We start from the raw sequence: 22,172 nt of genomic DNA on the forward strand, positions 1-22,172 counted from the left end.
CCGGGGTCGAGCTGTTCGGTCAGCTCCGCTCCATTGCCGTCGGCAGGGGGGACGGCGGGGACGGTCGCGTCGTCGGCGCGGTGGTCACCCGGCCTGCTGTGTTCATCGGACATCGAGACGCAGCTCCTTCCGGTTGCCGAGGATTCCCGCGGGTTTGAAGATCATGAGCAGCATCAGGCCGAGCCCGACGAACGCGAAACGCACGGCACCGACATCGGATCCCTCGATGATGCTGGACGGGATGAGGCCGGAGCTGGTCGCTGCGCGCAGGAACGAGTCGAGGAAGGTGACGACGAACCAGAAGATCACCGACCCCAGCACCGGCCCCCAGATGCGGCTCGCACCGCCGAGGATGACGATGGCGTAGAGGTAGAACGTCACGACCGGGTTGTAGCTGTCCGGCTGCACCGACTGGACGTTGATCGCCAGCAACGAGCCGGCGAGCGCGCCGATGATGCCGCCGAGCACCAGGCTCTGCAGCTTGAAGCCGTAGACGTTCTTGCCGAGGCTGCGTGCCGCGAGCTCGTCCTCTCGGACTGCCCGCAGCACGCGCCCCCACGGTGCGTGGATGAGCAGCCAGACCAGCAGCGAGCACAGCACGGTCAACGACCAGCCGACCACCATGATCCACAGGGAGCGGGCGCTGAAGGTGAAGGCGCCGAATCCGTAGCTGGTCCCGGTGAACGGGTTGAGGTTGTAGAACCCGTCAGCGAACTGACGCAGCCCGTAGACGCCGCCGGTGAGCGGCTGGGCGTAGCTGGACCGGTAGAAGTAGCGTAGGATCTCGCCGGCCGCGATGGTCGCGATGGCCAGGTAGTCGCCGCGGAGCCGCAGCGTGGGTATGCCCAGGACCAGGGCCAGCACGACCGCGCACCCGATGCCGATGAGGACGCCGACCCCCAGGGGGAGGCCCCACGTCGCGACGCTGACGGCCACGCCATACGCACCGACGAGCATGAAGGCGACCTGGCCGAAGTTGAGCAGCCCGGTGTAGCCGAAGTGCACGTTCAGCCCGACGGCGGCCAAGGCGTAGATCGCCGCCTCGGGGCCGAACATGCCCCGAGCGGCGTCGGACAGGATGCTGATGAAGTCCATGTGATTGCCTTTGCCCTTGGCCTAGCCTGCGCGTTCCGCGCGGCCGAGGATGCCTTGTGGTCGAAGGAGCAGCACGACGATCAGCGCCAGCAGGGCCCAGGCGTTCTGCAGCTCGACCGGGAACCAGAGCGTGGACAGCTGGGCGACCAGACCCACCACGAAGCTGCCGACCATGGCGCCGTAGGCACTGCCGAGACCGCCGAGGATCACACCGGCGAACATCAGCAGCAGCAGGTTGAACCCCATGTCCCAGTAGACCGCCTGGGTGAGGCCGTAGAACACCCCTCCGAGGGCGGCGAGTCCGCCGCCGATGACCCAGACGGTCAGGATCACCTTGTTGACGTCGATGCCCGAGGCCTCGGCCAGGTCGGTGTTGTCCGACACGGCGCGGGTGGCCTTGCCGATCCGGGTGCGCTGCAGCATGTAGGCGACCCCGAACAGCACCAGGATCGACAAGCCGGTGACGAACAGGTCGCGTGGCGTGATCTGGATCGGGCCGAGGTGGACCGTCTCCTGGACGGTGTACTGCGAGTACTGGTTTCTCCTCGACCCGAAGAAGGTCAGGATCAGGTGCCGCAGCAGAAGCGACAGGCCGATCGAGATGATGAACATCTGGATCAGGCCGGCGCTCTTCTTGCGCATCGGGCGCCACAACGACAGCTCCATGGCGCCGCCGACCAGCGCCCCAACCGCGATGGCAATGGCCGTGGCGAGCACGAGCGGCAGGTGCATCGGGCTGGTGCTGAAGACGTAGGCCACGACCGCGCCGATCGTCACGAGCTCGCCGTGCGCGAAGTTGATCAGCCGGGTGGTGCCGAACACCAGCGACAGCCCGACGGCGGTGATGGCGATGATGGCGCCGAGCTTGATGCCCTCCACCGTCATCTGCAGGAACCGGTTGAGGAACGGCGTGGACGAGTCCTGGGGGTTGATCGGTGGCTGGCCCGCGGCTGGTGCCCCGGTGTCGCCCGCACCCGTGCTGCCCTGGTCGGTGCCGCCGCTGCCCGAGCCCTCGGTGGCGCCGCCCGAGCTGCCTTCCTCGCTCTCCTGCTGCTGGCTCTTGGGGATGAGCGGGAAGATCACCGTGCGTGCGGATCCGGGGCGCACCGACACATCCGGCAGCGTCTCGCCGCCCTTGCTGCGCAGCTGCAGGTTCTTGGGCAGCGTCGAGACGTCGAGCGTGACGGTGTAGTCACCCGGTTTCGGGACCGACACCTGCCACTCGCCCTTGGCGTTCGTGGTGGCGGAACCAACCGACGTGCCCTTCTGCTTCACCGTCACCCGAACCTTGGGCACCGGCTTGTCGGTCGGCCCCTCCAGCGTCCCCTTGATCGACGTCCCGCTGTCCGCGGCCGGCACGGCCGACGGCAGGGTCGCCGCGGAGGCGCCGGGTGCGCAGACCAGAAGCATCAGGAAGCACGCAGCGACGAGCGCCATCAAGCGTGCGCGCACGAGTTCCTCCTCAAGGTGGGCTTGGCGGGTCAGTCAAGCACACCGGGTGCGGCAGGCGAAGAGGAACAGGCGCGCACTTCCCGAATCGTGATCAACCTGCATTCAGCGCAGGACGATGACCACCTGGGTGAGCAGTGGCGCGATCACTAGCGCGGGCAGCAGATCACCCACCGGGATCTCCCGGATGCGTAGCAGCCGGAAGGCGATCCCGACGAGCATCAGCCCTCCGGTCGCGGTCAGGGCGGCGATGTGCGCGTCGGGCAGGACGGTGCCGAGCAGCACACCCGCGAGGGTGAGCAACCCCTGCACGACGAGGACCGAGGCGGCGGACATCAGCACGCCGATGCCGAACGAGGCGGCGAAGGCCAGCGCGGCGAAACCGTCCAGCACCGACTTGAGCAGCAGCTGGTCGATCCCGCGGCCCAGCCCGTCGGACAGGCTCCCGAGGATGGTGAGCGGTCCGACACAGAAGAGCAGGGTCGCGCTCAGCCACCCCTCGATGAACCGCTCGCGGGCGTGGTGCGACTGACCCGTCTCCTCCTTGCCGACCAGCCCGGGCCGGCGGGAGAGCCGGATCTGGATGACCCCGGCCAGGCCCTCGAGGCGCTGCTCGATCCGCAGCAGGGAGCCGGCGATGCCGCCGATCAGCAGGCTGCCCAGCACGATGAGGACGGGCGCGCCGGTGCCGACCGCGGAGGTGTAGGCCGCGTCGGTGACACTGACGGCGGACAGGCTCGCGATCAGCAGGGTGGTCAGGCCGAGGCAGTCGGTGACCACCGACCTGGTGCGCTCGGGGAGCCGGTGACCGACCGCCATACCGAGCAGTGCGCCGACCACCACCGTCGCGGCATTGACCAGGGTCCCGAGACCGGGGAAGGCGCCGTCCACGCCGGTCACTGTAGGGCTCTGTCCACAGGCGCGAAGGGGCCGCTCGCCAAGTGGACCGCCCGAGGGCTAGAGTCGGGAGGTCCGGAGCTCGGGGAGTCCCGTGTCGATGCTGGAGGAGCCGTGCCTCGTTCGCCTTTCATCGTGTCCGAAGTGACCCCAGAGCTCGAGTCCGAGTTCACCGAGCTGTGGACGCAGGCCAGGGTGGAGGCCGGCGCCACGGAGGAGTGGGCGGTGCGGTCGTCCACTGGCGAGCGGGTCTCGGAGGCGCTGCGCCGCCCCGACGTCCGGCTCTACCTCGCGCGCTCGGGTGAGCGCTTCGTGGGTTACGTCGTGCTGACGCAGAGCCCGCTGTCCGGCCTGTCCGAGACCCCGACCGTGTGGATCGACCAGGTGTATGTCGTGCCGTCCGCCCGCCGGGGCGGCGTCGCCAAGGCGCTGCTGTCCACCGCGACCCGGTATGCCGACGAGATCGGCGCCGACCAGGTCGCCAGCTGCGTGCCCGCCGAGCAGAAGGAGAGCAACCGCTTCTACGCCCGGCTCGGCTTCTCCCAGTACGTCGTGCGGCGGGTCACCACCACGGCGAACCTGCGCCGGCGGCTGACCGGAGCGCAGAACGACGCGAGCGTCCAGACCGTGCACCTGCGGCGCTCCCTGCGCGCCCGGGCGGCTCGATCATCGGCGCGGTTCGCCCGCTGAGGAACGGGCCACACGGACCCCGATCCGGCACGCTGGGACGCGCACGGATGCGGCCGGCCGCGCCGGCGACAGTCAGGTCGTGGCCGGCCCACGCCGCCGACGAACCAGGCACGTGATGCGGGAGGTGCAGACCCGCTGCCCACCCTCGTCGGTCACGACCACCTCGTAGGCGGCGATCGTCGAGCCCCGCGTGATGGCGGTGGCCGTCGCCGTGACGTGGCCGGCGTGTGCGCTGCGGTGGTGCGTGGCGTTGATGTCGAGCCCGACGACCATGGCGTCCGGCCCCGCGTGCAACGCGGCCCCGATCGAACCCAGCGTCTCGGCGAGCACGACGCTGGCTCCCCCGTGCAGGAAACCGTAGGGCTGGGTGTTGCCCTCGACCGGCATCCGGGCGACGAGCCGGTCGGGCGTGGCCTCCAGCAGCTCGACACCCATGCGGTCGGGCAGCGCGCCCAGGCCGTTCCCACGGAGGTGCTCCAACAGGTCGGAGCCGAGGCTGCTGGACTGGTCGCTCATGGGAGGGACTTCCTGTTCGGTGCTGTCGGTCACGGGGCCTAGGCTGCCATGCGTGAGCCGACTTCTCCTTCTCGACGGACACTCGCTGGCCTACCGCGCCTTCTTCGCGCTCCCTGCCGAGAACTTCTCGACCACCACCGGGCAGACCACCAACGCGGTCTACGGCTTCACGTCGATGCTCATCAACGTGCTGCGCGACGAGGCGCCGACCCACGTCGCAGTCGCCTTCGACGTGTCGCGGCAGACCTTCCGGATGGAGGAGTACGCGGAGTACAAGGCCGGCCGGTCCAAGACGCCCGACGAGTTCAAGGGCCAGGTCTCGCTGGTCCAGGAGGTGCTCGACGCGCTTCGCGTTCCCTACGTCGAGGCCGAGGGCTTCGAGGCCGACGACGTCATCGCCACCCTCACGACCCAGGCGCACGAACTCGGCCACGAGGTGTTGATCTGCTCCGGCGACCGCGACGCCATCCAGTTGGTCAGTGACACCACCACGCTGCTCTACCCGCGCAAGGGCGTCTCCGACCTGGCCCGGATGACTCCCGAGAGCGTGACGGAGAAGTACGGCGTGGGGCCAGACCGCTACAGCGACCTGGCAGCGCTGGTCGGCGAGTCGTCCGACAACCTGCCCGGCGTCCCCGGCGTCGGCCCCAAGACCGCCGCCAAGTGGATCAACCAGTATGGCGACCTGTCCGGCATCGTCGACCACGTCACCGAGATCAAGGGCAAGGCGGGGGAGTCGCTGCGCGAGCACCTCGACGGGGTCCTGCGCAACCGCCGGCTCAACCAGCTCGTCCGCGACCTGTCCCTGCCGGTCACCGTCGGCGACCTCGAGCGCAAGGCCTGGGACCGCGAGGAGGTCCACCGGGTCTTCGACGGCCTGGAGTTCCGGGTGCTGCGCGATCGGCTGTTCGCCACCTTGGAGTCGGCCGAGGTCGAGGCCGAGGAGGGCTTCGAGGTCGACGGCTCGGTGCTCGAGCCCGGCGCGGTGGGTGCCTGGCTGGACGAGCACACGAAGTCGGGGGCCAGGGTCGGGCTGCACGTCCTGGGCGGCTGGGCACGGGGCACCGGTGATGCGCACGCGCTGGCCGTGGCCGACGCGGGTGGCCCCGCGGCATACGTCGACCTCACGACCGTCGACCAGGCGGACCAGACGGCGCTCGCGCAGTGGCTGGCCGATCCGGAACGGCCGAAGGCGCTGCACGAGGCCAAGGGGCCGATCGAGGCGCTCTCGGCCCGGGGGCTCCCGGTGCGCGGTGTGACCAGCGACACCGCGCTCGCGGCCTACCTGGTGCGGCCCGACCAGCGGTCCTACGACCTGGCCGACCTGGTGCTGCGCCATCTGAAGCGGGAGCTGCGCAGCGATGGTGACGACTCGGGTCAGGGCGTGCTCGACTTCGAGGGCGACGCGGGGTTGCAGGAGGCCGAGGCGGCGATGGTGCAGGCCCGGGCGGTGCTCGACCTGGCCGGTGCTCTCGACACCCAGCTGGAGGAGACCGGTGGCGCGTCGCTGCTGCAGGAGGTCGAGCTGCCGCTGGTCGACGTGCTGGCCGACATGGAGCGGGTGGGGATCGCGGTCGACACCCCGTCGATGGAGCGGCTCGAGAGCGAGTTCGCCGACAAGGTGCGCGAGGCCCAGCTCGACGCCTACGAGGCCATCGGCGGCGAGCAGATCAACCTGGGCTCGCCCAAGCAGCTGCAGGTCGTCCTGTTCGAGACCCTCGGCATGCCCAAGACCAAGCGCACCAAGACCGGATACACCACCGACGCCGACGCGCTGACCGACCTCTATGCCAAGACGGAGCACCCGTTCCTCGAGGCGCTGCTGCGGCACCGCGACTCCTCGCGGTTGCGGCAGACGGTCGAGGGCCTGCTCAAGTCGGTCTCCGACGACGGCCGGATCCACACCACCTACCAGCAGACCATCGCCGCGACCGGTCGGCTCTCCTCGACCGACCCCAACCTGCAGAACATCCCGATCCGCACCGAGGAGGGGCGGCGGATCCGCGAGATCTTCGTGGTGGGCAAGGGATTCGAGTCGCTGATGTCGGCCGACTACAGCCAGATCGAGATGCGGATTATGGCCCATCTGTCCGGTGACGAGGGGCTGATCGAGGCGTTCCGCACCGGTGAGGACCTGCACCGCTTCGTCGGATCGCGGGTCTTCCACGTCGAGCCCGCCGAGGTGACCGTCGAGATGCGGGCCAAGGTCAAGGCGATGTCCTACGGGCTGGCCTACGGGCTCTCGGCGTTCGGCCTGTCCAAGCAGCTCGGCATCGGCACCGACGAGGCCAAGGGGCTGATGGACGAGTACTTCGCCCGGTTCGGCGGGGTGCGCGACTACCTGGCCGAGGTGGTGGAGGTGGCACGCCGCACCGGCTACACCGAGACCATGCTGGGCCGCCGGCGCTACCTGCCCGACCTGACCTCCGACAACAGACAGCGGCGCGAGATGGCCCAGCGGATGGCGCTCAATGCCCCCATCCAGGGCTCGGCCGCCGACATCATCAAGCTCGCGATGCTGCGGGTGCACCGTGAGCTGGTGGCCGCGGGGTTGCGTTCCCAGATGCTGCTGCAGGTGCACGACGAGCTCGTCATCGAGGTGGCGCCGGGGGAGTGCGGGGCCGTCGAGGCGCTGGTGCGCGAGCAGATGGGTTCGGCGATCGACCTCGACGTTCCGCTCGACGTGAGCGTCGGGATCGGCGGATCCTGGCACGACGCCGCCCACTGACCCGCGCTCCGGGACGTCCTGCGGTGTGGCGGCCCGGGCGACCAGGACGCAGGACGTCCCGGAGAGGGGTGGTGGTCAGCGGGGTTTCTCGGCGACGAAGATCGCGGTCCCGGGGATGAACGCGCCACGCAGCGGGCTCCAGCCGCCCCAGACCTGCCGGTTCTCCTCCGGCCACTCCGGCTCGACGAGATCGACCAACCGCAGGCCGGCGGCGGTCAGCTCGCGCACCCGGTCGCCGAGCGTGCGGTGGTGCTCGACATAGGTCGCCCGACCCGACTCGTCCTGCTCGACGTAGGGCGTCCGGTCGAAGTAGGAGTGATGCACGCGAAGCCCCTCGGGAGACGGGTCGTCGGGGAAGGCCCAGCGGATCGCGTGCGTCGTCGAGAAGACCAGGCGCCCGCCCGGCCGGAGAACGCGCGCGCACTCCCGCATCAGCCGCGCGGTGTCCGCGATGAAGGGCACCGCCCCGTAGGCGGTGAAGACCACGTCGACCGAGGCGTCCGCCAGGGGCAGGGCCAGCGCGTCGCACTGCAGCAGCGGCACGGCAAGCCTCACCTTGCGGTTGAGGTCGAGGCCTTGGCGGAGCATGCCGGCCGAGAGGTCACTGGCCACGACCTGCCCGCCGTGCACCGCGACGTAGCGTGAGCACTGTGCCGCGCCGGCGCCGACCTCGAGGACCCGTCGGCCGGTCAGCTCGCCGAGCAGCCCGGCGTCCCGTTCGCGCAGCCCCTCGGGACCCCAGACGAAGTCCTGGTCACCGAGGAAGTCGCCGTGCTCGAGGTAGTAGTCGGCAGCCTCCTCGTCCCACCAAGCCCGGTTGGCACGGGCGGTCTCGTGGCTGCTTGCGGGCCGGTGCGTGACGACACCGAACGCGTCCGAGGGGTCGAGATCGTCTGGCGCCATGGCCACCATCCTGCCCGGCTGTGGGCGCACGGCATACCCGCGTTGACCCGGGGGAGACGGCGCCGATAAGGTGGACGGGCGCATCGGTGCGTGCTTTGTGCTGCGCTGATGCGTTGAACCTGTCCATCTTGGGCCGGATCGCCTCCCTCGGGTGAGCTCGGGAGAAGCGGTGTGCGCCCCGATCACATCATCCACAATCGGAGTCCCCACTACATGACTGCTACTACGGCCCCCAAGGCCAGCCCTCAGATCGCGATCAACGACATCGGGTCTGAGGAAGAGCTGCTCGCCGCGATCGACGCGACGATCAAGCACTTCAACGACGGAGACATCGTCGAAGGTGTCATCGTCAAGGTCGACCGGGACGAGGTCCTCCTCGACATCGGTTACAAGACCGAGGGGGTCATCCCCTCCCGCGAGCTCTCCATCAAGCACGATGTCGACCCGTCCGAGGTCGTTTCCGTGGGCGATGACGTCGAGGCCCTGGTCCTCCAGAAGGAGGACAAGGAAGGCCGCCTCATCCTGTCCAAGAAGCGCGCACAGTACGAGCGCGCCTGGGGCACCATCGAGAAGATCAAGGAAGAGGACGGCGTCGTCACCGGCACCGTCATCGAGGTCGTCAAGGGCGGCCTGATCCTCGACATCGGCCTGCGCGGCTTCCTCCCGGCGTCCCTGGTCGAGATGCGTCGCGTCCGCGACCTGCAGCCCTACGTGGGCAAGGAGATCGAGGCCAAGATCATCGAGCTCGACAAGAACCGCAACAACGTGGTCCTGTCGCGCCGTGCCTGGCTCGAGCAGACGCAGTCCGAGGTCCGCACCGGCTTCCTCAAGGAGCTGCAGAAGGGCCAGGTCCGCACGGGCGTCGTCAGCAGCATCGTCAACTTCGGTGCGTTCGTCGACCTCGGTGGCGTGGACGGTCTGGTGCACGTCTCCGAGCTGTCCTGGAAGCACATCGACCACCCGTCCGAGGTCGTCGAGGTGGGCCAGGAGGTCACCGTCGAGGTGCTCGACGTCGACATGGACCGCGAGCGCGTCTCGCTGTCGCTGAAGGCGACCCAGGAGGACCCGTGGCAGCACTTCGCCCGGACCCACGCGATCGGTCAGGTCGTGCCGGGCAAGGTCACCAAGCTCGTGCCGTTCGGTGCGTTCGTCCGCGTCGACGACGGCATCGAGGGCCTGGTGCACATCTCCGAGCTGGCCGAGCGCCACGTGGAGCTGCCGGAGCAGGTCGCGACCGTCGGCCAGGAGATCTTCGTCAAGGTCATCGACATCGACCTCGAACGTCGCCGCATCTCGCTGTCGCTCAAGCAGGCCAACGAGGGCGCGGTGTCCGAGTTCGACCCGACGCTCTACGGCATGGCTGCCGAGTACGACGAGCAGGGCAACTACAAGTACCCCGAGGGCTTCGACCCGGAGACCAACGAGTGGCTCGAGGGTCACGAGGAGGCCCGCGAGAAGTGGGAGAAGCAGTACGCCGACGCGCACGAGCGCTGGGAGGCCCACAAGGCCCAGGTCGAGGAGGCCCTCAAGGCCGACGCCGACGCCGCCGCCAGCCCGGCTTCCTCCGCGTCCTACTCCTCGGGTGGCTCCAGCTCCTCCTCGTCGTCGTCCTCCTCGAGCAGCAGCAGCACCCCGGCCGCCCCGGCCGCGCCGTCGGAGGGCACCCTCGCCTCCGACGAGGCCCTGGCCGCCCTGCGGGAGAAGCTCACCGGCGGCTGATTCACCGTATGCCGTGAGCCTCACCGAGGCACCACACAGCACCATCCCGAAGGCCCGGACCGGCACACGGTCCGGGCCTTCGTCATCCCTCTTGCCCTGAGTTAGTGAATGGTGATTTACTAACTGCTCACGCAGTGAACCTCGGGAAGGAGGAGTGGGGCAGTGGCGCGACCGGTCGAAACCCACGACGACACTCTCCTCGACGCCGCCAGTCGGGTGCTGATGACCGCCGGGCCCGCCGCCTTCACCCTCGCGCGGGTCGCAGAGGTGGCTGGGGTCTCGGCGGCCACCCTGGTGAAGCGGTTCGGCTCCAAGCAGGAGCTCTTGCTGCGGCTCTCGCAACGCTGGGTGGCCTCCCTCGACCAGGAGCTGGAGATGGCTGCCGCCAAGCGCCGTTCGCCTCTCGCGCGCTTCCGTGCGGTCGCGCTGCACAACTACCACGAGCTCGACCACGCCGATACAGCCGCGCTGCAGCTCGCGGCGCTGGCCGTCGACCTCCAGGACGACGAGATGCGCGAGCTGCTGCACCGGGGTTGGGGCCGGGTGCGCAGCCACCTCTCCATCCACGCCGAGCAGGCGATCGCCGAGGGCGACCTCGTCGGGAGCCCCCCGCCGCGGCAGCTGGCGCGCATCGTGGTCGGCGCGATGGAGGGCGGCTGCCTGGCCTGGTCGGTGCACCCCGAGGGGTCGCTGGTGCGCCGACTCGGCGCCGACCTGGACGCGCTGCTGAGCGGGTGGACCACGAGACCGAAGGCCACCAGGAGGAGATCACCATGACCGCAGACACAACCCTGCACGGCCGGGTCGCGCTCGTCGCCGGCGCCACCCGAGGGGCGGGACGGGCCATCGCCGTCGAGCTCGCCAGGGCGGGGGCGTTCGTCTACGCCACCGGCCGCAGCAGCCGCGAGCGAGGCCGGTCGGAGATCAACCGGCCGGAGACCATCGAGGAGACCGGCGACCTCATGACGCAGGGGGGAGGGGTGGGTGCGCCCGTGGTCGTGGACCACGAGGACCCCGAGGCCGTGGCCGCGCTGGTCGATCGGATCGAGCGCGAGCACGGCCGGCTCGACGTGCTCGTCAACGACATCTTCGGCGGCGACCGCTATGCCCAGTGGGACAAACCGCTGTGGGAGCACGACCTTGCCGGCGGCCTCCGGATGCTGCGGATGGGCGTGGACACCCACCTGATCACCAGCGCCACGGCGATCCCGCTCCTGCTGCGCAGCGGCGGCGGTCTCGTGGTGGAGATGACCGACGGCACGTCCAGCTTCAACGCCAACTATCGCGAGAACGTCGGCTTCTACTACGACCTGGTCAAGGCCAACGTGGAGCGGATCGTCAAGGGGCTCACCTTCGAGCTGGCCGACCACCCCGTCACCGCCCTGGCCGTCACGCCGGGCTGGCTGCGGTCGGAGCAGATGTTGGAGGGATTCGGCGTCACGGAGGAGACCTGGCGCGAAGCCTGCGAGAAGACACCGGGTTTCGCGATCTCGGAGTCACCGACCTACGTCGCCCTTGGAGTGGCCGCGCTTGCCGGTGACCCGGATCCGAGCCGATATGCCGGGGAGGTCGTCACCGCCCGCCAGCTCGCCGACGCCTACGGGCACACCGACACCGATGGGTCCAGGCCGGACTGCTGGGGCCTGATAGACCGTTACGGCATCGGCGACGAAAGCGGTCAGGGCATCGAGGACTTCCGCTGACCGGCCACGGCTCGGCCCGAGTCGTACCACTCGGCGCTCGTGGCAGGGCTGCAGGTGTGCCGCTTGCGCACAACGTGCCGCTCGTGGGGGCGCGCCGCAGGCACGGATAGGCTGGGCGCATGTTGCGCGTGGGCCTCACGGGAGGGATCGGGTCAGGTAAATCCACTGTGGCGGCACGGCTTCGGGAACTCGGCGCGCTGGTCATCGACTCGGACGTCCTGGCCCGCGAGGTCGTGGCTCCGGGGTCGGACGGCTTGGCTGCGGTCGTCGAACGCTTCGGCGACGGGGTGCTCGCCGCAGACGGCTCGCTGGACCGCCCCGCCCTCGGCGCCGTCGTCTTCGCCGACGAGACGGCGCGCCGTGACCTGGAGGGCCTCACCCACCCTCGGATCGCGCGGCGGACGGCCGACCTCGCCGCCGGCGCCGCCGAAGGCCAGGTCGTGGTCCACGACGTGCCGCTCCTGGTCGAGAAGCAGATGGGCCCGGCCTACCACCTGGTCGTGGTGGTCGGCGCGGACGAGGAGGTGCGCCTCGAGCGCCTGGTGCGCACCCGCGGCATGACCCAGGCCGAGGCCCGGTCCCGCATGGCCTCACAGGCCACCGACGGGCAGCGCCGGGCCGCTGCCGACGTCTGGCTCGACAACGACGGCACGCCCGAGGAGCTGCGCGCCGAGGTGGACCGGGTCTGGCGCGCGAGGCTCACGGCATACGAGCACAACCTGCTCACCGGCAGCCGCAGCCGTGGACCGAGGGTGCCCACGCTCGTGCCGTATGACGCGAGCTGGCCCGCGCAGGGTCGTCGCCTCACCCAGCGGCTCACCCACGTGCTGGGCGCGCGCGCCGCGGACGTGCAGCACATCGGCTCCACGAGCGTGCCGGGCCTGGCCGCGAAGGACGTCATCGACGTGCAGGTCGAGGTCGCCCGGCTCGAGGACGCCGACGAGCCGGGGTTCGTCGAGGCGATGGCTCGAGCGGGCTTCCCGCGCGCTGAGGGCAACCTCCAGGACCGCCCGAAGCCGCAACTCCCCGACCCGCGGCAGTGGCGCAAGCGCTTCCACGGCAGCGCCGACCCAGGCCGGGTCGCGCATGTCCACGTCCGCGAGGCCGGTTCTGCCGGATGGAGATTCGCCCTGCTCTTCCGTGACTGGCTGCGGGACGACGCGGAGGCGAGAGACGAGTACGAGGCCGAGAAGCGCCGGCTGGCGAGCGTCTCGGCCAGCACGCCGGACTACGCGGACGCCAAAGAACCGTGGTTCGACCGGGCACTGCCGCGGGCCGAGGCGTGGGCCGTGAGCACGCGCTGGACGCCGGAGGGCGTCCGGGAGGCTGCAGATGCCTGAGGCCGCCGGCTCATCTCCCGACGGTGCTGAGCCGAAGGCCACCGCACCCGACCCGAGTCGGCGACCGGCCCGGGTCTACGGGGTCGGGGAGGAACCCGACCCGCGCTTCTCGCTGGCCAACGAGCGCACCGCGTTGGCGTGGATGCGGACCGCGCTGGCCATCGTGGCGGGAGGTATCGCGCTGATCTCGTTGGCCAGTCTCGCCGACCTGCCACGGTGGACCCCGATCATCGGTGCGGTGGCCTGCGTGGGAGGCGGCGCGACGGCGCTGCGCGCCGTGATCGGTTGGACCCACGTCGAGCGGTCGCTGCGGCTGTCCCGACCGCTTCCGGCGCCGAGGGCGTTGGTGCCGCTGGCGGTCGGCGTCGCGATCCTGGCGGTGGCCATGGTCGTGCTGGCGCTCGTGGAGCTGTCCCGGTGAGCACGCCATACCGGCCGGTGATCGTCGGCCGCCACGGTCTGCAGCCGGAGCGCACCGCCCTCGCCTGGCAGCGCACGGCCGTGTCGACCAGTGTCGCCGTGCTGCCTCTCGTGCTCGTCGACGCCCGCGAGGGGCAGTGGGCGCTGGTCGCCGCCAGCGCCCTCGCCGGACTGGTGACCACCGGCTTCGCGGCCCTGCTGCGCCGCCGGGTCGTGCGGCTGTCGGCGGATCGGCTCGACCTGTCGCCCTGGCCGGACATCGTGCGGATCGGCGCCGCCACAGTGCTGCTGGCCGCGCTCGGTGTGGCCACCGCGATGGCGGTCCTGCTCGGTGGCTGAGCGAGCCTGACGGCTAGGGTGCGAGGCGTGCGTGGTGAGTACAAGGTTCCCGGCGGCAAGCTGGTCGCGGTCGACATCGACGTGGAGGGTGGCCGGCTGGCCAGGGTGGCCGTGTCCGGTGACTTCTTCCTCGAGCCCGACTCTGCCCTCGAGGACATCGACGCGGCCCTGACCGGGATGCCCGCCGACGCCAACGCCGATCAGCTTGCCCAAGCCATCAGCGGGGCCCTCGACGACCGCGTCTCGATGGTGGGCTTCGGCCCCGACGCGGTCGGGATCGCGGTCCGCCGCGCGCTGGGCAAGGCGACCGGGTGGGGTGACCACACCTTCGACCTCATCCCGCCGGTGGTGCTCGATCCGGCGATGCACGTCGCGCTCGACGAGGTCATCCCGCAGGAGGTCGCGGCCGGGGAGCGTCCGCCCACCCTGCGGTTCTGGGACTGGGACTCGCCCCTCGTGGTGATCGGCTCCTTCCAGTCGGTCAAGAACGAGATCGACGCGGAGGGCGCCCGCCGCCACGGCATCGGCGTGGTGCGGCGGATCTCGGGCGGCGGGGCGATGTTCATGGAGCCCGGCAACTGCATCACCTACTCGCTCGCGGTGCCGACCTCGCTCGTCGAGGGGCTGAGCTTCGAGCGCTCCTACGCCTTCCTCGACGAGTGGGTGATGGGCGCGCTCGCCGACATCGGTGTCAACGCGCGCTACGTGCCGCTCAACGACATCGCGTCCGACCAGGGCAAGATCGCCGGAGCCGCGCAGAAGCGGTTCGCCGCGGGCGCGGTGCTGCACCACGTCACGATGGCCTACGACATCGACGCCGACAAGATGATGGACGTGCTGCGCATCGGCCGGGAGAAGATGTCCGACAAGGGCACGAAGTCCGCCGCCAAGCGAGTCGACCCGATGCGATCACAGACCGGTATGGCGCGTGCCGACATCCTGACCGCGTTCGCCGCGCACTTCCGGGCCCACTACGCCACGCGGGACAGCACCTACACCGACGCCGAGCTGGCTCGCGCGCGCGAGCTGGTCGAGACCAAGTTCAGCAACCCGGACTGGACGTTCCGGGTGCCGTGAGGTGAGTGGCGAACCGTGCCCGGTGGCCGGCGACGCGTCCGGCAGGCGCATCGGCCGTGCACGAGGTGGGCCTGTCGGTGGGGGAGTCTACGGTTGAGGCATGCGTCCCACGACCGACCTCCAGCGCACGGTGGCCCCGTTCGAGGTCATCTCCGAGTTCTCTCCCAGCGGTGACCAGCCGTCCGCCATCGCCGACCTGACCCAGCGGGTCAAGTCCGGCGAGCAGGACGTCGTGCTGCTCGGTGCCACCGGCACCGGCAAGTCGGCGACGACGGCGTGGCTGATCGAGCAGGTCCAGCGGCCCACCCTGGTGATGGCACCCAACAAGACCCTGGCCGCCCAGCTCGCCAACGAGTTCCGGGAGCTGCTGCCCAACAACGCGGTCGAGTACTTCGTCAGCTACTACGACTACTACCAGCCCGAGGCCTACATCGCCCAGACCGACACCTACATCGAGAAGGACTCGTCCATCAACGACGAGGTCGAGCGCCTGCGGCACAGCACGACCAACTCGCTGCTGACCCGCCGCGACGTCGTCGTGGTCGCGTCCGTCTCGTGCATCTACGGCCTGGGCACGCCGCAGGAGTATGTCGACCGGATGGCCCGGCTGCGCGTCGGCGACGAGGTGGTGCGAGACGACCTGCTGCGCCGGTTCGTGCAGATGCAGTACACCCGCAACGACCTGGCCTTCACCCGCGGCACCTTCCGGGTCCGGGGCGACACGGTCGAGATCATCCCGGTCTACGAGGAGCTCGCCGTGCGGATCGAGTTCTTCGGTGACGAGATCGAGCGCATCTACACCCTGCACCCGCTGACCGGCGAGATCGTGCACGAGGAGCAGGAGATGTACGTCTTCCCCGCCACGCACTACGTGGCGGGTCCGGAGCGGATGGATCGGGCGATCAAGGGCATCGAGGCCGAGCTCGAGGAGCAGCTCGCGGCCTTCGAGAAGCAGGGCAAGCTGCTCGAGGCGCAGCGGCTGCGGATGCGCACGACCTACGACATCGAGATGATGCGCCAGGTCGGCTCGTGCTCCGGCATCGAGAACTACTCGATGCACATCGACGGACGCTCCCGGGGGTCGGCACCCAACTGTCTGCTCGACTACTTCCCGGAGGACTTCCTGCTGGTCATCGACGAGTCGCACCAGACGGTGCCGCAGATCGGCGCGATGTACGAAGGCGACATGTCCCGCAAGCGCAACCTGGTCGACTTCGGCTTCCGGTTGCCGAGCGCGATGGACAACCGCCCGCTGCGGTGGGAGGAGTTCCTCGAGCGGATCGGGCAGACCGTCTACCTCTCCGCGACACCGGGTGACTACGAGGTGGCCAAGGCCAACGGAGTGGTGGAACAGGTGATCCGCCCGACCGGCCTGGTCGACCCGGAGGTCGTCCTCAAGCCGACCAAGGGTCAGATCGACGACCTGCTGCACGAGATCCGCGAGCGGGCCGAGCGCAACGAGCGTGTCCTGGTCACGACCTTGACCAAGAAGATGGCCGAGGACCTCACCGACTACTTCCTCGAGCGGGACGTGCGGGTGCGCTACCTGCACTCCGAGGTCGACACGCTGCGCCGGGTCGAGCTGCTGCGCGAGCTGCGGATGGGTGAGTTCGACGTGCTGGTCGGCATCAACCTGCTGCGGGAGGGCCTCGACCTGCCGGAGGTGTCGCTGGTCAGCATCCTCGATGCCGACAAGGAGGGCTTCCTGCGGTCGGCGCGCAGCCTGATCCAGACCATCGGCCGTGCCGCGCGCAACGTCTCCGGACAGGTGCACATGTATGCCGACTCGGTCACCCCCTCGATGCAGGAGGCGATCGAGGAGACGCGGCGGCGACGCGAGAAGCAGGTGGCCTACAACACCGAGCACGGGCTGGACCCGACGCCGCTGCGCAAGAAGATCGCCGACATCACCGACATGCTGGGCCGCGAGGACGCCGACACCGAGGCGCTGATGGGCAGCGGCCGGTCGCAGTCACGCGGCAAGGGCCGCGGGCGCGGCGGCGGCCGCGGTGCGCTGAGCGCCGACGTCGACGTCGCCCGCGGGGGCGCCGGTGAGCTGCCGGCGTCCGACCTGGCCGACCTGATCCAGGAGCTGACCCAGCAGATGCACCAGGCCGCCAGCGACCTGCACTTCGAGCTGGCCGCGCGGCTGCGTGACGAGATCGGCGACCTCAAGAAGGAGCTGCGCCAGATGACGGCGGCGACCTCATGAGCCAGGTGCGTGGCGCCGACGCGAAGGAGGACCCGTGGCGGTGAGTTGGCAGGTGACCTTCGACGCCGTCGACGCCAAGGCCCTGGCGCGTTTCTGGGCCAGGGCACTGCACTACGCCGCGGAACCGCCCCCGGACGGATTCGACTCGTGGCCCTCGGCGCTGGAGGCGATGGGCGTCCCGGAGGACGAGTGGGACGACGGTGCGTCGCTCATCGACCCGAGCGGTGTCGGACCGCGCATCGTGATCCTCGGGGTGCCCGAGCCCAAGACCGCCAAGAACCGGATGCACCTCGACCTGCGCGCCGAGCGGGTCGAGGAGGACACCAGCGTCGAGCGCAAGGACAGCATCCTCGCCGAGGCCGCGCGGCTCGAGGCGCTCGGGGCCACGCGCATCCTCGAGCAGGGTCTGCCCGGCCACCACTTCCACGTCGTGATGCAGGATCCCGAGGGCAACGAGTTCTGCGTCAACTAGCCTGCCAAGGGTCCCACGTTGCGGGGTGCCCGGAGGCGCGAGCGGCCCCGATGGGGTGGCAACCATGAGCGGAGGTGTTGTGCCAGCCCTGATGCGCCGCGACCACCGCACCCCGGTCCTCATCGCGCTGATCCTCACCATGGCGCTGGTCGCGATGGACACGACGATCGTGGCCACGGCGATCCCGCAGGTGGTCGGCGACCTCGGTGGCTTCTCCCTGGTCGGCTGGGTGTTCTCGGTGTACCTGCTCGCGCAAACGGTGACCATCCCCGTCTACGGCAAGCTGGCCGACCTCTACGGCCGCAAGCCGGTCCTGGTCGTCGGCGTGGTGGTCTTCCTGATCGGATCCGCGCTGTCGGCGATCGCGTGGAACATGGTGGCGCTGATCCTGTTCCGCGCGTTGCAGGGACTCGGGGCGGGTTCTATCGGCGCCACGGTCAACACCGTCGCCGGCGACCTGTACGACGTGGCGGAGCGCGGCCGCGTGCAGGGGTGGCTCTCCAGCGTCTGGGGCATCTCGGCGGTCGTGGCGCCGGCCATCGGTGGCGTGTTCGCGGAGTACGCGTCGTGGCGGTGGATCTTCGTGGTCAACCTGCCCATCGGTGCGCTGGCCCTCACGCTGATCGTGCGCGGACTCCACGAGCGCGTCGAACGGCATACCCATCGCATCGACTACGCCGGTGCGGGGCTGCTGCTGGCCGCGGCCGGGCTGCTCATCCTCGGATTGTTGCAGGGCGGCACCGCCTGGGCGTGGGACTCGGTGCCGAGCGTCCTGGTCTTCGCGGGCACCGTGCTCGCGGCCCTGGTGGCCGTCCTCGTCGAGCGCCGGGCCAGTGAGCCGATCATGCCGCCGTGGCTGTGGACGCAGCGGCTGACGGCCGGGTCGTATGGCGCGACGCTCACCGCCGGGCTGATGGTGATCGGCCTCTCGACGTTCCTGCCGACGTGGGCGCAGTCGGTGCTTGGGCTCGGGCCGGTCGCGGCCGGCTTCGTGCTCGCCGTGATGAGCATGACCTGGCCGCTCGCGGCCGGGATGTCGGCCCGGTTCTACCTGCGGATCGGCTTTCGCGACACCGCTCTCGTCGGTGCGCTGCTCACCGTCGCCTCCGGGGTGGTGTTCGTGCTCACCCCCGTCGACGCGCCGGTGTGGCAACCCGTGGCGGGCAGTGCCCTGATGGGCGCGGGCATGGGGCTGATCACGTCCCCGCTCATCGTCGGGCTGCAGTCGACGGTCGACTGGTCGCGGAGGGGCGTGGTCACCGGCGGAGCCATGTTCGCCCGGTTCCTGGGCCAGAGCCTCGGTGCCGCGGTGTTCGGCGCGGTGACCAACGCCGTGCTGCTGCACCGTCTCGACGACGCACCCGCGGCGTTGCGGGGGCAGGTGCCCTCAACGGTCGATGGCGTGAGCCGGGTGCTCGAGGGTGGACGTGCCGACGCCGCCGCCTCGGACTTCCTGCGTGCGGCCGTGCACGCGTCCACGCACGCCGTCTTCCTCGGTCTGCTGTTGGCGGGAGCGGCGACGGTGGTCATCCTGCTGGCGGCGGTGCCGCGCCGGTTCCCGACCGTCGATGAGCCCCACCCGTCGCGGGAGCCCGGCGCCCGGCCCGTGTCGGGAACGCCCGAGGCGGATTCGGCCGGCGGATGACGTGCGGGTTATGGTGCGAGTGCGTCTACGACGGCGCACCGTAGGTCGCTCCGGACCTCGATCCTCCCGACCGTGTTCGCGCGGTCCCGACCGGATGGTTCTTCGTGAAGCTCAACACCCGCACCCTGTTCCGCACCGTCGCCTTCGCCGAGGCGCTCTCCTGGGCAGCCCTGCTGATCGGGATGTACTTCAAGTACGGACCGGCCGGCAACCCGCTCGGCGTGCAGATCTTCGGCATGGTGCACGGGATCGTCTTCATCGCCTACGTCCTCACCGTCTTCTGGGCGCGCGGGAAGTTCGGGTGGAGCTTCAAGACCTTCGTGCTGGCCGGCCTGTCCTCGATCCCCCCGTTCTGCACCGCGGTCTTCGAGGTCATTGCGGACCGCAAGGGCCTGCTCACCGAGACCGCGCGCCAGCCGGCGGCGGGCGCGGCCGAGTCCGTCGGCTCCCGTCCCTGAGCGGCACCGAGCGCCGGTTTGGGGACCTGCGACCTTCGTGAAACACTGGTGGTGCGGAGGGGAGTATCCCCACTTGCGGCCTCCTCGTCATCACGGAGCACACGCGCACGCGTGCACGCACCCGGGGAGCCGGCCCCAACGTCAATGGCGTGGGAGAGACCTCCGGCCACACGTCCTTGCACGGTGACCGGAAGGCAGCTGCACCCCCATGAACGTCCCCACCTGGCTCTGGATCGTCACGATCGGCACGACCACGGCCCTCCTGTTGTTCGACGTCTTCGTCGTCGGGCGGCGTCCGCACGTCCCGACCACCAAGGAGCTCACGGTCGCCCTGTCCGGCTACATCGGGCTGGCCCTGGTCTTCGGGCTGGGGGTGTGGTTCTTCGCCAGCGGTGACTTCGCGGCGCAGTACTACGCCGGCTGGCTCACCGAGTACTCGCTCTCGGTCGACAACCTGTTCGTCTTCATCATCATTATGGCGAAGTTCGGTGTGCCGGAGAAGCTGCAGCAGTCCGCCCTGCTGATCGGCATCGTCATCGCGCTGGTCCTGCGCGGCATCTTCATCGCCGTCGGTGCCGCCGCGATCAACCAGTTCTCGTGGGTCTTCTACCTGTTCGGCGTGTTCCTCATCTACACCGCAGTGAAGCTGGCCAAGGGCGACGACGATGACGAGGACTACGAGGAGAACGCCTTCATGCGCTTCGTGGAGCGGCGGCTTCCGGCCACCTCGGAGTGGCACGGAGCGCACCTGACGATCTCGCGAAACGGCAAGAAGCTGATCACACCGATGTTCATCGTGATCCTCGCGCTGGGCACGACGGACCTGCTCTTCGCCCTCGACTCCATCCCCGCGATCTTCGGCCTGACCAAGGAGCCGTTCCTCGTCCTCACCGCCAACATCTTCGCGCTGATGGGGCTGCGCCAGCTCTACTTCCTGATCGGCGGACTGCTCAAGAAGCTGGTCTACCTGAGCGTCGGCCTGTCGGTGCTGCTGGGCTTCATCGGGGTCAAGCTGATCCTGCACGCGATGCACGAGAACGAGCTGCCCTTCATCAACGGTGGCCAGCACATCGAGTGGGCGCCCGACATCCCGATCTGGGTGTCGCTCGTCGCGATCATCGGCATCCTTGCGGTCACCACGGTGGCTAGCCTGCTCAAGACGCGCCGCGACGATCCGGAGCTGGAGTCCGCGTAAGCGCAGGCGACGCACCCGGGCCACGTAGGTCAGGAAGGCGAGGTGCGCAGGGCCTCGGCTCCGCCTCGGCCGGAGCTACTGGTTGGTGGTCTCGGCGAGCTCGGCAGCGCGTGGTTGGTGCTGCTGTCGGCCCATCACGAGGGCGCTCGCGCCCACCACCAGGGCCATCCCGGCGAGTTCCACACCTCCGAGCCGCTGGCCGAGCACCACCAGTCCCGCGAGCGCGGCCACAGCCGGTTCCAGGCTCAGCAGGATGCCGAAGACGCCAGCGGCCAGCCGGCGCAGCGCCATCAGCTCCAGCGAGTAGGGGAGCACCGACGAGAGCACCGCGATGCCGAGCCCGCGGGACAGCGCGTCCCATGACCAGAGCCCCGTCCCGGCCTCGATGAAGCCGAGCGGCGCGACGAGGACCGCGGAGATGAACATCGCGATTGCGAGGCCGTCGAGCTGGGCGAACCGCTGCCCCGTCCGCCCGCTGAAGATGATGTATGCCGCCCAGCAGGCTCCCGCTGCGAGGGCCAGCCCGAGGCCGGTCAGGTCGAGGTCACCCCACGGCGTCGTGAGCGCACCGGAGATGAGCACGACGCCGAGGGCGGCGGCAGCCACCGACACCAGGTCGAGCAACCGCCGCGACAGAACGGTCGCCAGGGTCAGCGGTCCCAGGAACTCCAGGGTCACCGTGACGCCGATCGGCAGCCGGGCCAGCGCGGAGTAGAAGCACAGGTTCATCAGGCCGAGCGTGATCGCGAAACCCACGACCACGGCCCAGTCCCCGCGCGAGCGGTCCCGCACGGAGGGCCGCGCGATCAGGAGCATCACCACCGCAGCGATGATCAGGCGCAGGGTGACCGAGCCGCTGGCGCCGATGATCGGCACAAGGGTGGCGGCGAGGGCTCCGCCGAACTGCACCGACACGACGGCGCCGATGACCAGCACCGGGGCCGGCAGGGCGGAGACTCGGCGCATGGTCTCGATGCTAGGTCGTCCGTCGACGCCGACACTGCACGGTCCCCGTCCTGAACCCCCACCCCTCCTGAGGAATCTTCGCGAGGTTTCGGCCCCTGAGAGGGCACTTGGCCTCAAGGGGTGACTGCAACACCTGGCGTTGAGAGGTGTGCAGATGAGTGCTCGTCGGGGTAGTCCGCGGTTGCCGGTTGAGGTGGAGTATCGGTTCTGGGCTCAGGTCCGCGATTGCCTGACGGTTGAGCAGGCCGCGGTGGTGGTGGGCGTGTCGGCGACCAAGGGGCGGGCCTGGTTTCGAGATCGTGGCGGGGTGATGCCATCGGCGGATGCGGGACGACGCAAGCGATGTTT

The 22,172-nt window shown here is 69.8% G+C and carries 20 protein-coding genes and 1 pseudogene; 15 read left to right on the top strand and 6 right to left on the bottom strand.

Annotated features, from left to right (window positions below):
• Positions 1 to 102: 102 nt before the first annotated feature.
• The 3 genes from FCN22_RS18420 to FCN22_RS18430 form a co-directional block, all read right to left on the bottom strand.
• Positions 103 to 1,095, bottom strand: coding sequence for a branched-chain amino acid ABC transporter permease (locus FCN22_RS18420; RefSeq protein WP_137123031.1), 993 nt, complete (start codon positions 1,093 to 1,095; stop codon positions 103 to 105).
• A 21-nt stretch (positions 1,096 to 1,116) separates the two neighbouring features.
• Positions 1,117 to 2,547 (bottom strand): branched-chain amino acid ABC transporter permease, encoded by a 1,431-nt coding sequence (locus FCN22_RS18425; protein WP_137123032.1) that lies wholly within the window; start codon positions 2,545 to 2,547, stop codon positions 1,117 to 1,119.
• A 102-nt stretch (positions 2,548 to 2,649) separates the two neighbouring features.
• Positions 2,650 to 3,435, bottom strand: coding sequence for a DUF554 domain-containing protein (locus FCN22_RS18430; RefSeq protein ID WP_137123033.1), 786 nt, complete (start codon positions 3,433 to 3,435; stop codon positions 2,650 to 2,652).
• Positions 3,436 to 3,576: 141 nt separating this feature from the next.
• Here FCN22_RS18430 and FCN22_RS18435 point away from each other — a divergent pair, with 141 nt between their 5' ends.
• The gene (locus FCN22_RS18435; protein ID WP_162308256.1) at positions 3,577 to 4,131 is read left to right on the top strand and encodes a GNAT family N-acetyltransferase; all 555 of its coding nucleotides are present in this window, start codon (positions 3,577 to 3,579) and stop codon (positions 4,129 to 4,131) included.
• 72 nt (positions 4,132 to 4,203) lie between these two features.
• On the opposite strand, the gene FCN22_RS18440 is transcribed toward FCN22_RS18435, so the two are convergent.
• Positions 4,204 to 4,647 (bottom strand): hotdog fold thioesterase, encoded by a 444-nt coding sequence (locus FCN22_RS18440; protein WP_137123050.1) that lies wholly within the window; start codon positions 4,645 to 4,647, stop codon positions 4,204 to 4,206.
• A gap of 52 nt (positions 4,648 to 4,699) precedes the next feature.
• Here FCN22_RS18440 and polA point away from each other — a divergent pair, with 52 nt between their 5' ends.
• Entirely contained in the window at positions 4,700 to 7,375 is a 2,676-nt protein-coding gene (gene polA, locus FCN22_RS18445; protein WP_137123035.1) for a DNA polymerase I, read from the top strand.
• A 75-nt stretch (positions 7,376 to 7,450) separates the two neighbouring features.
• Here the strand turns inward: polA and FCN22_RS18450 are convergent, their stop codons facing one another.
• Positions 7,451 to 8,278, bottom strand: a complete 828-nt coding sequence (locus FCN22_RS18450) for a class I SAM-dependent methyltransferase (RefSeq protein ID WP_137123036.1) — start codon at positions 8,276 to 8,278, stop codon at positions 7,451 to 7,453.
• Positions 8,279 to 8,491: 213 nt separating this feature from the next.
• On the opposite strand from FCN22_RS18450, the gene rpsA reads away from it, so the two are divergent.
• From rpsA to FCN22_RS18510, 12 genes are all read left to right on the top strand, one after another.
• Positions 8,492 to 9,997 (top strand): 30S ribosomal protein S1, encoded by a 1,506-nt coding sequence (rpsA, locus tag FCN22_RS18455; protein ID WP_137123037.1) that lies wholly within the window; start codon positions 8,492 to 8,494, stop codon positions 9,995 to 9,997.
• Between the two features lie 162 nt (positions 9,998 to 10,159).
• Positions 10,160 to 10,774, top strand: a complete 615-nt coding sequence (locus tag FCN22_RS18460) for a TetR/AcrR family transcriptional regulator (protein ID WP_137123038.1) — start codon at positions 10,160 to 10,162, stop codon at positions 10,772 to 10,774.
• The gene (locus FCN22_RS18465; RefSeq protein WP_137123039.1) at positions 10,771 to 11,700 is read left to right on the top strand and encodes an SDR family oxidoreductase; all 930 of its coding nucleotides are present in this window, start codon (positions 10,771 to 10,773) and stop codon (positions 11,698 to 11,700) included. Before FCN22_RS18460 ends, FCN22_RS18465 begins: the two co-directional genes overlap by 4 nt.
• A 119-nt stretch (positions 11,701 to 11,819) precedes the next feature.
• Positions 11,820 to 13,040 carry a dephospho-CoA kinase gene (coaE, locus tag FCN22_RS18470; RefSeq protein WP_137123040.1) on the top strand — a complete coding sequence of 407 codons (1,221 nt, stop codon included), beginning with the start codon at positions 11,820 to 11,822 and terminating at the stop codon, positions 13,038 to 13,040.
• Positions 13,033 to 13,461 (top strand): YidH family protein, encoded by a 429-nt coding sequence (locus FCN22_RS18475; protein ID WP_137123041.1) that lies wholly within the window; start codon positions 13,033 to 13,035, stop codon positions 13,459 to 13,461. The genes coaE and FCN22_RS18475 overlap by 8 nt, the downstream gene beginning before the upstream one ends.
• Complete coding sequence (locus tag FCN22_RS18480; RefSeq protein WP_137123042.1) at positions 13,458 to 13,799, top strand: DUF202 domain-containing protein; 342 nt, start codon at positions 13,458 to 13,460, stop codon at positions 13,797 to 13,799. The genes FCN22_RS18475 and FCN22_RS18480 overlap by 4 nt, the downstream gene beginning before the upstream one ends.
• 27 nt (positions 13,800 to 13,826) lie before the next feature.
• Positions 13,827 to 14,876 carry a lipoate-protein ligase LplAB gene (gene lplAB, locus FCN22_RS18485; RefSeq protein ID WP_137123043.1) on the top strand — a complete coding sequence of 350 codons (1,050 nt, stop codon included), beginning with the start codon at positions 13,827 to 13,829 and terminating at the stop codon, positions 14,874 to 14,876.
• Positions 14,877 to 14,976: 100 nt separating this feature from the next.
• A complete protein-coding gene (uvrB, locus tag FCN22_RS18490; RefSeq protein WP_137123044.1) occupies positions 14,977 to 17,088 on the top strand; it encodes an excinuclease ABC subunit UvrB in 2,112 nt (703 codons plus the stop codon).
• A gap of 34 nt (positions 17,089 to 17,122) precedes the next feature.
• Entirely contained in the window at positions 17,123 to 17,560 is a 438-nt protein-coding gene (locus FCN22_RS18495) for a VOC family protein (protein ID WP_137123045.1), read from the top strand.
• Positions 17,561 to 17,624: 64 nt separating this feature from the next.
• On the top strand, positions 17,625 to 19,205 hold the full coding sequence (locus FCN22_RS18500; RefSeq protein WP_202911676.1) for an MDR family MFS transporter: 1,581 nt from the start codon (positions 17,625 to 17,627) through the stop codon (positions 19,203 to 19,205).
• Positions 19,206 to 19,309: 104 nt separating this feature from the next.
• A complete protein-coding gene (locus FCN22_RS18505; protein ID WP_137123046.1) occupies positions 19,310 to 19,663 on the top strand; it encodes a DUF3817 domain-containing protein in 354 nt (117 codons plus the stop codon).
• A 208-nt stretch (positions 19,664 to 19,871) separates the two neighbouring features.
• Positions 19,872 to 20,858, top strand: a complete 987-nt coding sequence (locus FCN22_RS18510) for a TerC family protein (protein ID WP_137123047.1) — start codon at positions 19,872 to 19,874, stop codon at positions 20,856 to 20,858.
• Positions 20,859 to 20,933: 75 nt separating this feature from the next.
• Here FCN22_RS18510 and FCN22_RS18515 read toward each other — a convergent pair whose 3' ends face one another.
• Positions 20,934 to 21,824: an EamA family transporter gene (locus FCN22_RS18515; protein ID WP_137123048.1), complete on the bottom strand. Its 891-nt coding sequence runs from the start codon at positions 21,822 to 21,824 to the stop codon at positions 20,934 to 20,936.
• A gap of 154 nt (positions 21,825 to 21,978) precedes the next feature.
• On the opposite strand from FCN22_RS18515, the pseudogene FCN22_RS22365 reads away from it, so the two are divergent.
• A pseudogene (locus FCN22_RS22365) lies at positions 21,979 to 22,172 on the top strand (IS30 family transposase); the annotation flags it as partial.

It is taken from the genome of Segeticoccus rhizosphaerae (genome assembly GCF_005222685.1).
GTDB classification, from domain to species: Bacteria; Actinomycetota; Actinomycetes; order Actinomycetales; family Dermatophilaceae; genus Segeticoccus; species Segeticoccus rhizosphaerae.

What these genes read in the sequence shown, in the direction of transcription:
- FCN22_RS18420 (WP_137123031.1), bottom strand. Translation starts at nt 1,095, where the DNA reads ATGGACTTCATCAGCATCCTGTCCGACGCCGCTCGGGGCATGTTCGGC.
- FCN22_RS18440 (WP_137123050.1), bottom strand. Translation starts at nt 4,647, where the DNA reads ATGAGCGACCAGTCCAGCAGCCTCGGCTCCGACCTGTTGGAGCACCTC.
- FCN22_RS18450 (WP_137123036.1), bottom strand. Translation starts at nt 8,278, where the DNA reads ATGGCGCCAGACGATCTCGACCCCTCGGACGCGTTCGGTGTCGTCACG.
- rpsA (WP_137123037.1), top strand. Translation starts at nt 8,492, where the DNA reads ATGACTGCTACTACGGCCCCCAAGGCCAGCCCTCAGATCGCGATCAAC.
- FCN22_RS18465 (WP_137123039.1), top strand. Translation starts at nt 10,771, where the DNA reads ATGACCGCAGACACAACCCTGCACGGCCGGGTCGCGCTCGTCGCCGGC.
- coaE (WP_137123040.1), top strand. Translation starts at nt 11,820, where the DNA reads ATGTTGCGCGTGGGCCTCACGGGAGGGATCGGGTCAGGTAAATCCACT.
- FCN22_RS18475 (WP_137123041.1), top strand. Translation starts at nt 13,033, where the DNA reads ATGCCTGAGGCCGCCGGCTCATCTCCCGACGGTGCTGAGCCGAAGGCC.
- uvrB (WP_137123044.1), top strand. Translation starts at nt 14,977, where the DNA reads ATGCGTCCCACGACCGACCTCCAGCGCACGGTGGCCCCGTTCGAGGTC.
- FCN22_RS18500 (WP_202911676.1), top strand. Translation starts at nt 17,625, where the DNA reads ATGAGCGGAGGTGTTGTGCCAGCCCTGATGCGCCGCGACCACCGCACC.
- FCN22_RS18510 (WP_137123047.1), top strand. Translation starts at nt 19,872, where the DNA reads ATGAACGTCCCCACCTGGCTCTGGATCGTCACGATCGGCACGACCACG.
- FCN22_RS18515 (WP_137123048.1), bottom strand. Translation starts at nt 21,824, where the DNA reads ATGCGCCGAGTCTCCGCCCTGCCGGCCCCGGTGCTGGTCATCGGCGCC.